The sequence below is a fragment of the Paenibacillus dakarensis genome, assembly GCF_001373415.1.
GTDB classification, from domain to species: Bacteria; Bacillota; Bacilli; order Paenibacillales; family Paenibacillaceae; genus Paenibacillus_AQ; species Paenibacillus_AQ dakarensis.
In genome coordinates, this window is sequence record NZ_CDSE01000069.1 from 1 (window position 1) to 12,667 (window position 12,667).

Sequence of the window (12,667 nt, forward strand, 5' to 3'; positions counted from 1 at the left end):
CCCGCCATAACGGCAACCATATAGGCCGAGGTTACCCATACGATCTGGTCAAAACCGCCCAAATCCTTCACGATGGTATACATGGCTGTAGCCACAATAGTGTTATCCATCGCCGACATGAGAATTCCGAGGAGCAGTCCAGCGACGACGAGCTTGATATTACTTTGTTGAGCATTCATGAAATGTTAACGGCTCCTTTTCTATGTATATGTTTGTATAAATTTGGTTATAGTTTGCCGCATAATCGTGCTAAAGGCAAGCAGAAATGTATGTTCATCAGCAAAGAAGATGATCTCTGCATTTATTCTATATATTTCCCCGCAGTATAGAACCTGAGACATGGATACCCGGTAATAAGAAAAATAAGAGCCGCAGGCTGGATGATATAAACCAGTCACCGTGCGGCTCTTTGCCGTGATATTAAGAAAATTAAAGGCCTATGGATGTTCACCCATCCTGAGCTAAGCATACTTGTCGTCCCGCCTTACCGTCTGCCGGCCGGAACGGGAGCATCCTTCATTCCGGTCTTCATAGGCGATCCGCACAGCGGACAAGCTTTACGGGTCTTGGTTCTCGCCGCACCCGCGTCCATCCGCTGCCATCCCCGGCAGCCGGGGCCAGTGCAAAGCCAGGCCTTTACCGGTTCCGTTCGTATAGGTGAAGCTTCATCTCTCTGGCTGGAGGAAGCAGCAGGCCGAACGGATACACGAAGGCTGTCTTTAGATGAGCGTGTACTGGCTTGTCCGGAAGCACGCCCCTTTGAACGATGGAATGCAGCTGAGCTTCCACGGTTTGATGAAGCGGATTCGCCGCTTCGTTCCTTGGAGGTAGTCTTCACGCTTTCGATCTGAAACACACTTTGGAGAAAACGTGATACCTCGACCTTACGTCCGCGGTAGTAAGCCGGAGAGCTAATGATCAGCTCATCTCTGGCACGGGTCACAGCGACATATGCCAGCCGCCGTTCCTCTTCCAGTGCCGCGCCTCCTTTATCCTGCTTGGAGGCAAGCGGATGGGTGTCGTCCATATGCTCGGCTTCGAGCGAAGACGTATGCGGCAGGATCCCCTCTGAAGCTCCGATCAGACAGACTGACGGGAACTCAAGTCCCTTGGCCTTATGAATCGTCATCAGCTTCACCGCATCAACCGTTTCGTCTTTTTTGCGTGCGGCCATTTCCTTATGAATCTCAATCAGACGATCCACGAATTGGATAAAGGAAGCCACATCCTTAAATCGTTTGGCTGAAGCTTCGAGCTCGTCGAGCCCCTCCTGAATGAACTCCTTATGCATGGTAATATCGTGCGCGCCGTCTGCTTCAAGATATTTGTCGTAGAAGCGCAGCCGAATCTCACGTACAGCCTCTGCAGGCTCCAAGGCTTTAAGGGACTTGATTAATTTCGAACGCTCCCGAATTTGTTCGATTTGGAAGTCCTTAAGGCCAGGATAGGAGAGAAGATGGGACAGCGGTCCTTTCTTCGGACGCGGAGCGTCCTTTTCATGAATAAAAGCCATGCCCTTGTCCCGGTTCATGTAAAGGGTGTTCAATATGCCCTCCATCGCTTTAAAGTCGCGGCGGTTAAGGGACAGGCGTAAATAATCCATGACCGGCTTGACCATCCACTGCTCATAGAACAGATCTCCCTGCTCATAATGAATGAACGGCATTTCCTTCATAACGAGCTGCTCGAATATGGCCCGGCTGTTGTTCGATGTACGGTATAGAATCGCATAATCACTGTAGCTTTTTCGGCCCTGGCTCACTTCCTCAAGCATATGCTTAAGCAGCATCTCGGCCTCTTCATCCGGATCACCCGGGCGAAGGTACAAGGGGACACGTTCGCTCTTGCGGGTAGACTGGAGCTTCTTCGAACGTCTGCGTTTATTCTCGCGAATAATTTCGTTACCCAGGCCAACGATGCTCGAGACCGAGCGGTAATTGATATCAAGCGTCACAACCTTGGCGCCGGGAAAGGTCTGATCGAACTCCAGAATGAACTCATTTCGGGCACCGTTGAAGCTGTATATCGTCTGGTCATCATCCCCGACAACCATCAGGTTCGCGTGAGGCTTAACAATCATCTTTAACAGCTCATAGGGGAGGAGACCCGTGTCCTGGAACTCGTCGACCATAACATAGCGATAGCGGCGCTGCAGAGCGGTAAGCAGCCTGGAGTCTGAGGTCAGCAGACGGTAGGATAGAACGAGAATATCGTCAAAATCCATCTGCCCGTTCTCTTCCTTCCATGCTTCATACCGGGCAAAAATTTGCTTTTGCTCGACTTCCGCCGGTGTGTTACCCGGCAGTTCATCAAGACCAATCATATTCATGCGATAGGCGGACCAGAGAGAGAGCAGCGTCTCCGCTTCGTAGCCGTCCTGCAAGCCCATTTCCCGGAGTATTCGCTTAATAATAATCTGCTGGTGTCTTGCATTGCCCAGAATGTCCTGTCTGAACCCTCGGGTTCGCAGTAGATAGAGGAAAAAGGAATGGAAAGTTCTCGCGGTTACCTTGGCCGCTTCCTTCGCTGAAAGCCCCGGCAGGCTCATGATTCGTTCCTTCATCTCGGCTGCAGCCTTGGAAGAGAAGGTCACAAGCAGGATAGAGGAGGGATCTGCACGGTGGGCAGCCATCAGATACCCGGTACGGCTAACGAGGACTGAGGTTTTGCCGGAACCTGCTCCGGCCAATGTTAACAGAGGACCTTCGAGATGGCGTACCGCCTTGATCTGGGCCTGATTTAAATATAGCCCCTCTGCTTCAAGCCCCCGGAAGAAAGCCGCATCGGCTGCCTGGCTGCATACCAGTTCCCGGCTGCTCTGCGAGGAAGCGAGCTTTGCAAAAGGCAGGTCCTTGCGTTCACTTCCCATCGGTCGTTTATAAAAAGGTATGGATGTCATGTAACTCACCATTCATGTAAGAAATAATAATGCTTATCCAGTTTACCGGATTACGGGCATGCTGGCAAAGGAAATGCTTATCCATGCCATGGCAGAGACCGTCTTAAAGACAACAGCTTCCGATCTCAAAAGACAGAAGAACCGGCAGCCCGTCATAAAAGACAGGCTGCCGGTTCTTGCATAAACAGCTGATATTCGCTTAGTGCAGCTTCCGATGGCGCGAGGAAGAGCGGTGCAAGCTTGATTTATGTGCATAGATGACTGCCTTGTTGGCTAGAAACGCAGTGTACATCAGTATAAATACGCCATACGGGAACCCAGTTCCATCCAGACTCGGAACGAGCCAGTCAGCAGCGATGAAATACAATAAGGTCAGCAGTACGGGAAGCTGCCGTTTTAGCCGGTATTTCCAGACAGACCAGATGAGACCTGCAACGCCTGCATACAGCAGAAAGAGCCTTACAAAGTCCAGTGCTGACTGCACAACACGCCGGGCCTCCACATCATCAAAGCGCCCGGCATATTTCGTGGATAATCCTCCGAATACACTTCGAAACAGATGAACAATCGGATTTCCTTCAATAAAGCGGGCATCCAGCCATAAGGGGGCAATATTCCACGGGCCTGGAAGATACATCAGCTTTTCAAATAACGGGATACTGAGCCACCAGGGCGACATGGCCAGTAGATATCCGGCGCTAATGAGCGCCGTCCCGATGAGGATGACTTTCCATGGACTCTGGTATCTCCACCACAGGGCGATAAAGAGAACAGGATACAGCAAGGCCTGCAAGTTAAAGTAAGCTACTAGGGCTGTAAGGAGACCCGCAGCAATATACCAGCCAGCCTGTTTGAACTCCAGTGCACCAATGACCGCACATACGAGCATCAGCATGAGCATCTGCATGGTTGTGTCCGGCAGGATCAATCGAACAACACCATATGCGGGCCAGTACAGTGCATAGATGACAGAGCCTATAAGCGCCGTCGGTGTATTAAACATGTATCTGCACAGGACAAACACCAAATATACAGAAAAAGCATGAAAAACACATTGGATCAGACGGTAAGCCGTAAGCGCATGTCCCTCATCTCCAAACAAGCTGGTAAGCCCGGCAATCATAAGCGGTACCCCCGGCATTACAACGGAAGAAGCAGCTTCGTGATCGGGATGGCCGATCAGCGAGGCACTGGTTATATATTTTTGCTCCATTTCGATAATTGCGCCTTGAGGACCATTCTTGCCGCCGGCAATGATCAACAGACAAGACATTAAGAATACCCCGGTAATGACCGTAAGCAGCAGCTTTCGGTTCAGACGACTCAAAGACCAGATGGAAAACAATTTGCCCACTCCACTCTATGTGTTAATTCTCTTCTATATTAAAATAAAATCCCGCCAAATTAAAAGGCTCCGTTATAAACGAAGCCCTGCAAGTGGACACCCATAAGGCATGTCATTAGAAACCGCTATGGTATTTATTTTCAGTGGATGACCGGTGTTTGGAAGTTCCATCCCGCTGTTTCTCTTCTTGTTTCTCCAGATTGAGATCCTCCATAGGGATAGGATCAACATTGTGTTCGCTTTCAAACCGGTCGAACAAGCTTTCCTCCTCGGTAGGATACTGCTCAGGATGATCTGTATGCCCGGGACCGTTATTTATCGGGAGATCTTTCTTTTTGTCGTCCATTGATATCACCTCGTTTTGATTGATACTCTTTTTATACCTTTATTTAGGAAGTATCAAACATTGGAGAGAGAAAAGGAGAAACTTTGCAGCTATAGATTGGAGCCCGCAATAGGCTGCTTCATTTTTAGAATTCGCTGCTCCATGTATTGAATGAATATCTCCACCAGTTCCGGATCGAATTGGGTGCCAGAACATCTTCGAAGCTCAGCAATGCCTTCCTCGATGGTTTTTGTTCTCTGGTAGGGCCGTTCAGTTGTCATCGCGTCAAACGAATCAATGATAGTAAGCATTCGGCATAATCTCGGTATTTGAGTCTCTTTAAAACCATGAGGATACCCGTCTCCATCATATCGTTCATGGTGAAGCTCGATATAAGGTACAAGATCCTTCAATTTTTCATTGGTTTCGGCAATCCGTTTACCCCAGGTGACATGGCGCTTGACGGTTTCCCATTCCTCTGGAGTCAGTTTGTCTTTTTTATTCAGAATCCCCCAAGGAATTTCGAGCTTACCAATGTCGTGAATAAGTGCACCAAGCACAAAATTCCGTTTTTCCACACTTTCCAGCTTAAGTACTTCACTCATCTCTATAGCGTAGCGGAATACACGTTTAGAGTGTTTAAAGGTATCGACATCTTTATACAGGAACAGCTTCAGCTGCTGCTCAATATCACGTATATCCTCGGCAAAATCGATATCATGCTCTTTGGAAGAGCCGCTGCCGTATACATGAACATTGTTCTTTCCCTGTTTTTTGGCGTAATAGAGTGCCTGGTCGGCGAGCTCGACGATTTGGGACTTATCATGGATGTCCTCACGATAATCTGCGATTCCAGCTGAGAAAGAGAGGCAACCGGCTGGGAAGATCTCAACACCTTCGTAATAGGTGTCATTCAATTTTTTGCGTAGGGAATTAATGAAATGCTCTGCTTTATTCACGTTATAGCCCGGCATGAGAATCGTAAATTCTTCTCCGCCAAAACGGGAGGCGATTGTCTCAGCCTGCGCACATTCATTTTTCAGGAAATTGCCAAGAAACCCGAGCAGCATGTCCCCTTTCAGGTGACCAAACTGATCGTTATATTTTTTGAAATCATCGATATCGATCATAGCCAATGATAGCGGGGTATTTAAGGTTCTTGCATTTTTGATCTCTTCGTCCAGCAGGTTTTCGAAATAGCTGTGGTTGTAAAGTCCGGTACGCTGATCTTTAATTGCCTTCTCCTGAATTTCGTTGTACATAATGAACAATTGCTTATATGAATAGGAGAGCATGATGCTTAGACCGATGAATAGGGCTAAACCGAAAACTCCGTTATATACGATCAGTACGGACAGAACAAGTGAGAGAATCAAGGTGCTGAGATAAACCAGTAGAGTATCCTTTACAAATGACTTAAGGACTTCGTATATGGTGCCTTTATAGAATAGATAGTAGTAGCATCCAATCAAAAATACATTCAAGACAAAATAAACAATGAGTGCCACGATGTATGCGTGAAGATTCTCGTTCTCAATCGGACCGATCTGTCCTCCGACAACTTTAAATATGAATGCAGACCCTGCAATCATTATGGAATAGATAGAAAAGTTCGCCAAGTGTTTCCACCACGGGATTTTTCTGATGTAGATAATAGAAGCAATAAAATTTAAAAGTATAACAGTCAATGCAAATGGAGCATCGTAAATAAATATACAAGCTAAATAAACAGAGGAATCCATCGATTGTGTATTACCTTCAGGAGGTAGCTGAAAGGTAAAATAATTTAAAACAAGGGTCGCTCCTAACATTGCATAAACCCAGACCCACTGAGAAGGAGTATAGTTCAAAAAATCCCCTCTATTTGTGAACAGAAAGACAGCGCATCCTAATATGATGATAATAGAAAAGTATAAGTGGCTTGCACTTAATTTGAAAGAGTTAGGGGATTTAAACATCGACATAAGATACTTCTCCTCGAGTACAATGATGTGTTTTTTCACATTTTAAGACAAAACGCAATTTTAAACAACGAATATAATGAAAAGGACAGGCTGATTTATCAGCCTGTCCCCTGTTAGAAGCATCTTACCATCATCCGAATTTGTAACCGGATGTCAGAGCAACTACAACTGAAGCTACGATGATAGCATTGATTACGATGCGGGAATACTTGATTTTTTCTGTTTTTTTCATGTTTATCCCCTCCTTTCACAAAATCGTGAACTCGAAATATATTATAAATTTTGAGGTTCACCGAGATTAGGTTGCTTGGAGTCAGTTACATCATCTTGTCGATCCGTTGGCTCATTGGAAGATGTCATTAGATGAACGATATAAAAGAAAATACCCAAATTCATGATAACATCGCCTATGCTGATCGCTTGGTTTCTCGGGTACGGTGGGGATAAAGGAATGATATCACCAAGAAAAGGCAGCCTAGTTGAGGCATCCATAAGATAATGCTTCGTAATGATCGTGTTGCTCTGGAGCATGTCCACATAATATGGGTCAAGGACAGAAGCCGCTTGAAGAGATACCGGCATTCGGCCTCCATTCACCGCCATGACCAGGAAATTTAGAAACACACCAGCTAAAATGGCGGGAAAACCCTTAAGATCTCGATTCATCCATAGAAAGACCATTCCGACAATGTAAATAAGTATAAAGGCATAATTGCTTAATTCAGCAAGTGCCTGGTTGTTGTCCTGAAAACGGAATATAGCGAACTGGAGCAATAACAGCAAGGGAAATATCCAGCCGCCCTTTAATTTGATCTTGCTGAATTGAAGCAATCCCTGGCGTAAACCTCCACGAAGGAAACCGACAATTAAGCCTAATATAATACCATCAAAAACCATACTTTAATCCTTCTTTCATGCTTCATAGATTTCCCCTTAGTTAACAATTCGACATATAAGTAGAAATTCTTTCTTGTTACGCAATAAAAGAAAATAATGTAATAAAAGGAATATTAATGGCTGTATATATAGGTTATTATACCAGCACAGTGGAGATTGGGATATCTTTTTTTTCACATATAATAGCAAACTTTTTTCGAACCGATCTTAAAATATGAAATTACTTTCAGGGCATGCTATAAAAGGGTGTATGGATCAATTATGAGCGTTCATAAAAATCAAAAACTTGCTGGATGTCCCTTTACATAATATAGGGGGGTATAGTATAATTTAACACGCAGCTGAAGTTGATCTCTAAGCAAAACCGAGATTAAGGGAGAATATTCCCGGGTATAGAATCTTAAGTATTAAAGGAGGAATTACAATGAAAGAAATTACGCTGAACGTAGAAGGAATGTCCTGCAATCACTGTGTGAATTCAGTTGAAGGCGCACTGAAGAATGCAGGCATGACAGGGAAAGTGGATCTGGCATCTAACACCGTAACGGTGCAATATGATGAAAACAAGGACACGGTGGAGAAAATCAAGGAAACGATCGAAGAACAAGGATACGATGTCGTTTAATTAATCCTTTATCAGAAGAACCGTCAGGCTGGTGATACAGCTTGGCGGTTTTTTTTGTCTAAATATTAATTGCGCTGGCGGAAAAATCGGTTCATTCGCTTGCTCTGCCCAGAATGAGGTTACATAATAGATGGAAGAATGGTAATGGGGACTGGCTTTTTTTATATTCAGAGACATAGGAGTGACACAATAAGATGAATGACACATTATCACTTTTAATGAACCATAAATCGATTCGTAAATATACCGATCAACAGGTCACCGAGGAACAGCTTAACCGGATTATTGAAGCTGGGCAGATGGCTTCCAGCTCAAGCAGCGTCCAGGCCTACAGCGTGATTGCTGTAAGCGAGCCGGAACAGAAGCGGGCCCTGTCGGCTCTAGCCGGCAATCAGAAATATATTGAGGAATGCTCCGTGTTCCTCGTATGGTGCGCAGATTTATACCGGTTGAAAAAAGTAACGGAAGCGCAAATCGGTGACCAGCCGACGTATGTAGATTCGACAGAGAACTTTATCGTGGCTACCGTCGATGCTGCGCTGGCGGCGCAAAATGCTGCAATTGCCGCGGAATCGATGGGGCTCGGCATTGTATATATCGGCGGTGTGCGGAACCAGATTGCCGAATTCGCAGAACAACTGAATCTGCCTGAGCTTGTATACCCGGTATTTGGTATGTGTGTCGGGTATCCTGACCAAGATCCGGGTATCCGGCCGCGTCTTCCCTTAGGAAGTGTTCTTCACCATGGAGCTTACGATGCCCGGCGCACGGTAGATGAAGTAAAGACCTATGACAATACCTACACGGAATATATGCGTGCCCGCAGCGGGGGCAAACCTGTTGCAGGATGGTCAAGCTTTATGGCCAAGCGATTAGCTGAGCCGGTCCGCCTTCATATGAAGGATTTCTTGAATAGCAAAGGATTTTTGAAGCGGTAGATGAAATAACTCATCAGCAAAAGTGAAACAGCACATTCCTCGCGGATGTGCTGTTATTTGTTGTAGCGTTATTCCGGACTAAGTCTTAATCCTGATCCCGGCAATCCTCTTCATTCATAGAAGAGGTGAACTCCTCTTCGTTATGGGAGGCGAGCTTGTCCCCGTATTGATCCAGCCGATCCGGACTGCTGGATGGTCCGTCATTCTTCGGTTTGTTGTTTCTTCCAGTCATGTGCCTAGTCCTCCTTGGTTTACTGAATTTCATATACATACAGCGTTCCTCATTAGTGGAAGGGAGCGCCAGCCTTTAGGTTGTTCCGCAGCTTGGCTTACTATTCATCAATAGGATGCCGGTAACAGGGTTTAATATGTGGCCCTTGAACCTGCATGATAGAATAATAGAATGATAGAAGAACGGAGGATGACATAGTGAAGTTAGTATCGTGGAATGTGAATGGCTTGCGGGCTTGTGTCACAAAGGGCTTTGTTGATTATTTTAAGCAGGCGGATGCCGATATATTCTGTGTTCAGGAAACCAAGCTGCAGGAAGGACAGATCGAACTGGATCTGGGCCCTGAATATCATCAATATTGGAATTACGCGCAGAAGAAAGGCTACTCGGGTACCGCTGTGTTCACCAGAATGGCTCCATTGTCCGTGTGGTATGGACTGGAGGAGAATCATGAACCGGAGGGAAGAACGATCACCTTGGAGTTTGAAGATTTCTATCTCGTTAACGTATATACACCAAATGCGAAGCGTGACCTCAGCCGGCTAGATTACCGGATGGAGTGGGAAGACCGGTTTCGCAGCTATCTGCTGCGGCTGGACAAGGACAAGCCGGTCATCGTATGCGGTGATTTAAACGTGGCTCATTCTGAGCTGGATATTAAGAATGCGAAATCAAACATAGGCAATTCCGGATTTACCTTTGAAGAGCGCGGGAAGATGTCCGATTTGCTGACTTCAGGATTTATAGATACTTTCCGTTATTTATATCCGGATCGGGAGGATGTATACAGCTGGTGGTCTTATATGGCAAAGGTAAGAGAGCGGAATATCGGGTGGCGGATTGATTACTTCCTAATGTCTGCCCGGCTATCAGATCAGCTGGTGGATGCGGGGATCGAATGTCATATCATGGGCAGCGATCATTGTCCGGTATCTCTTACGTTGAAAAAAGGTCATATTTTGTGAGGCGCTCCGCGGAAGAAGCATCCCTCCAATCGCTCTTGCCCCCAAATTTCTGAATCATTTTCTAACGGGAGAAATTCGGGGATGCTTGCTCTATATACCATAGAACCGGCAGGCATTGCTGTACAGGATCCTCCGGGCTTCATTCACGCTGACTCCCTGAATTTCAGCCCAGGCTGCTGCAACCTCAGCCGTCATGACAGGGTGAGTCACTTGTCCGGCAAAAGGACCTTCAAACGGCCATGGACCATCGGTTTCCGTCATCACCTGACTTGGAGGGTACTCCCTTGCAAGCTCCTGAATTTCCGGCTCATAGAGAAGGTCCGGAGTAAAGGAGATGTAATATCCTGCATCAGCCATTCGCTGGAGTGTTTCTGCGGAGCCTTTAAACCAATGAAAGTGTGCAGAGGTTACCCCGTGCTTCTTCAGCAGGTCACAGGCAGCATCTGCATCTTCATAAACAGCGTGGAGTACAATCGGTTTGTGATGCTGCTTGGCAAATATAATGAACCGCTCCAGCAGGTTCTCATAAAGCGTGTTATCCCATGCTCCGCCGGCAGCCAATGCTTCAAGCCGGGAGTAGTAGGGCAGACCAACCTCGCCTACAGCGACCATGTCATTCACATGCTCATCCATGAAGGAGAAGAGAGCCTTTATTTCATCATCGGACGGAAGCGGCTGCTCCGGATGGAAGCCGAAGGCGGGCTCAACAAATCCTTGATATTGGCACGCCAGCTCCAGATTCCGACGGGAAGATTCAAGATTCATAGATACCGATATGACTGACTTTAGGCCGCAGCCTTGCCGATTATCTAGAATAGCGGTCTGTTGTTCCTCCGGATAAGTATCCAGATGGATATGCGTGTCGATTAAAGGCGAGATGCCGGAGGGTTTGGATTCTGAAGTCATTTTCGCATTTCCTCCCGCATCATCCCGGATATCTTGCTTTTCAAAGCCAGAAATTCCGGATCAGATACAATTTTCTCCCGCCTAGGTCGCGGAAAAGGCACCTCGATCTGCTGAAGTACCTGAGCAGGACGGCTGGACAAGACATACACCGTATCAGACATAAGCAGCGCCTCTTCAATATGATGCGTAATCATCAGGACAGAGCGGCGGTGCTCTTCCCATAGATCGAGCAGCCAGCGCTGCATGTCACTGCGTGTCAGTGCATCAAGCGCGCTGAACGGCTCATCCAGGCACATTACTTCCTGGGGACTCATCATGGCCCGCAAAAAGGCAGTTCGCTGCTGCATGCCGCCCGACAATGTATGCGGATAAGCCTGTTCGAACCCGGTAAGGCCGGCTCGTTCAATCCACTCGTGAGCCTCGGTTAAAGCCTGTTCCCTGGACATCCCGGCCAGCTCCCGCGGAAGAAGAACATTGTCCAGCACGGTTCGCCAAGGAAACAGGGCAGGCTGCTGGGGCATGTAAGCAATGCGTCCCTTTTGTCCGGTCACATCGGTGCCACTCATGTGAATGCTTCCGCCATCAGGTGCGGTCAGCCCGCCGATAATATGAAACAGTGTGCTCTTGCCGCTGCCGGATGGACCGATGATCGAGACGAATTGTCCGGGCTGAACCGTGAGTGAAAGGCCGTTTAATACCCGGACCTCCTGCTTGCGGTCACGAAATGATTTATAGATCTCACGCGCCTCAAGAGCAGGAGGAGAGGAGGGTGAATTCAATCGCTCTTGATGATTTCTGCCCTGATGAGATATAGGATGTAGTTCTGTTTTCATCGGTGAGCACTTCCCTTATTGTAATTAGTCCGTTTACTTATTCTGCTTGGGATTCCAGCGAATGAGTTGTCTTTCCAGCAGTGTGACAAGCGCAACCATGAACAAGCTCAACAAGACGATGATAAAAATAGCGACAAACACACGGTCTGTACGATAAGCCGATTTCTGCATCATCATATAATAGCCAATGCCTTTCTCCGATCCGATCCATTCACCGATAACAGCACCCATAACCGAGTACGTTGCCGCAATCCTGACACCCGAGAATATAGAAGGAAGGGCATGGGGCAGCTCCAGCTTGCTGAAGGTCTGCCACTTGCTTGCCCCTGCCATCTGCATGTAATTCAGCATGGTTCGATCTGTTCTTGCCAGCCCATCCATGGCTGCGACCGCAACCGGGAAAAAGCATACAAGTGTAATGACGATAATCTTGGGAAGAATGCCGAATCCGAACCAGATCATAAGCAGCGGAGCCAGCGCAATGGTCGGTACATTTTGGCTCATGACCAGAAGCGGGTACAGTGCTTTCTTTAACCACGGGACCAGATGAAGCATCAGTGCGATGATGAGTCCAATCGCCGTACCGATCGCGAAACCCAGCAGCGTCAGCTGTAGGGTGGCGGCGGTATGGTCAAGCAAGCCTTTTGAACTGGCGGCGGCTTCCTTTGCAATATTCGAAGGCGGAGGCAGAATCCACTCCTCGACATGAAACCAGGATACAGCCAGCTGCCAGCATGT

General features: G+C 47.2%; 13 protein-coding genes and 1 pseudogene. 4 read left to right on the forward strand and 10 right to left on the reverse strand.

Annotated elements, in window-relative coordinates; genetic code table 11:
- Positions 1 to 179 (reverse strand): annotated as a pseudogene (locus BN1234_RS21985) (MFS transporter); the annotation flags it as partial.
- 305 nt (positions 180 to 484) lie between these two features.
- Positions 485 to 2,899 (reverse strand): UvrD-helicase domain-containing protein, encoded by a 2,415-nt coding sequence (locus tag BN1234_RS16340; protein ID WP_054957732.1) that lies wholly within the window; start codon positions 2,897 to 2,899, stop codon positions 485 to 487.
- A 58-nt stretch (positions 2,900 to 2,957) separates the two neighbouring features.
- Here BN1234_RS16340 and BN1234_RS22930 point away from each other — a divergent pair, with 58 nt between their 5' ends.
- Positions 2,958 to 3,083 (forward strand): hypothetical protein, encoded by a 126-nt coding sequence (locus BN1234_RS22930; protein WP_281177653.1) that lies wholly within the window; start codon positions 2,958 to 2,960, stop codon positions 3,081 to 3,083.
- A gap of 15 nt (positions 3,084 to 3,098) precedes the next feature.
- On the opposite strand, the gene BN1234_RS16345 is transcribed toward BN1234_RS22930, so the two are convergent.
- The 4 genes from BN1234_RS16345 to BN1234_RS16360 all read right to left on the reverse strand — a co-directional run bounded on the left by BN1234_RS16345 (position 3,099) and on the right by BN1234_RS16360 (position 7,430).
- Positions 3,099 to 4,244, reverse strand: a complete 1,146-nt coding sequence (locus tag BN1234_RS16345; RefSeq protein ID WP_054957733.1) for an ArnT family glycosyltransferase — start codon at positions 4,242 to 4,244, stop codon at positions 3,099 to 3,101.
- 115 nt (positions 4,245 to 4,359) lie between these two features.
- Positions 4,360 to 4,590 carry a YczO family protein gene (locus tag BN1234_RS16350; protein ID WP_054957734.1) on the reverse strand — a complete coding sequence of 77 codons (231 nt, stop codon included), beginning with the start codon at positions 4,588 to 4,590 and terminating at the stop codon, positions 4,360 to 4,362.
- Positions 4,591 to 4,679: 89 nt separating this feature from the next.
- A complete protein-coding gene (locus tag BN1234_RS16355) occupies positions 4,680 to 6,533 on the reverse strand; it encodes a bifunctional diguanylate cyclase/phosphohydrolase (RefSeq protein ID WP_054957735.1) in 1,854 nt (617 codons plus the stop codon).
- Between the two features lie 273 nt (positions 6,534 to 6,806).
- Positions 6,807 to 7,430 carry a DUF5317 domain-containing protein gene (locus tag BN1234_RS16360; protein ID WP_054957736.1) on the reverse strand — a complete coding sequence of 208 codons (624 nt, stop codon included), beginning with the start codon at positions 7,428 to 7,430 and terminating at the stop codon, positions 6,807 to 6,809.
- Positions 7,431 to 7,854: 424 nt separating this feature from the next.
- Here BN1234_RS16360 and BN1234_RS16365 point away from each other — a divergent pair, with 424 nt between their 5' ends.
- Both BN1234_RS16365 and nfsA read left to right on the forward strand, forming a co-directional pair.
- A complete protein-coding gene (locus tag BN1234_RS16365; RefSeq protein WP_054957737.1) occupies positions 7,855 to 8,055 on the forward strand; it encodes a cation transporter in 201 nt (66 codons plus the stop codon).
- 194 nt (positions 8,056 to 8,249) lie between these two features.
- A complete protein-coding gene (gene nfsA, locus BN1234_RS16370; protein WP_054957738.1) occupies positions 8,250 to 8,993 on the forward strand; it encodes an oxygen-insensitive NADPH nitroreductase in 744 nt (247 codons plus the stop codon).
- A gap of 85 nt (positions 8,994 to 9,078) precedes the next feature.
- Here nfsA and BN1234_RS22535 read toward each other — a convergent pair whose 3' ends face one another.
- On the reverse strand, positions 9,079 to 9,225 hold the full coding sequence (locus BN1234_RS22535; protein WP_170308067.1) for a hypothetical protein: 147 nt from the start codon (positions 9,223 to 9,225) through the stop codon (positions 9,079 to 9,081).
- Positions 9,226 to 9,422: 197 nt separating this feature from the next.
- Here BN1234_RS22535 and BN1234_RS16375 point away from each other — a divergent pair, with 197 nt between their 5' ends.
- Entirely contained in the window at positions 9,423 to 10,190 is a 768-nt protein-coding gene (locus tag BN1234_RS16375; RefSeq protein WP_054957739.1) for an exodeoxyribonuclease III, read from the forward strand.
- 90 nt (positions 10,191 to 10,280) lie between these two features.
- On the opposite strand, the gene BN1234_RS16380 is transcribed toward BN1234_RS16375, so the two are convergent.
- The 3 genes from BN1234_RS16380 to BN1234_RS16390 all read right to left on the reverse strand — a co-directional run.
- Positions 10,281 to 11,096, reverse strand: a complete 816-nt coding sequence (locus BN1234_RS16380) for a TatD family hydrolase (RefSeq protein ID WP_054957740.1) — start codon at positions 11,094 to 11,096, stop codon at positions 10,281 to 10,283.
- Positions 11,093 to 11,929: an ABC transporter ATP-binding protein gene (locus BN1234_RS16385; RefSeq protein WP_054957741.1), complete on the reverse strand. Its 837-nt coding sequence runs from the start codon at positions 11,927 to 11,929 to the stop codon at positions 11,093 to 11,095. The genes BN1234_RS16380 and BN1234_RS16385 overlap by 4 nt, the downstream gene beginning before the upstream one ends.
- 33 nt (positions 11,930 to 11,962) lie before the next feature.
- A partial coding sequence (locus tag BN1234_RS16390) for an ABC transporter permease (protein WP_054957742.1) occupies positions 11,963 to 12,667 on the reverse strand: 705 nt, incomplete at its 5' end.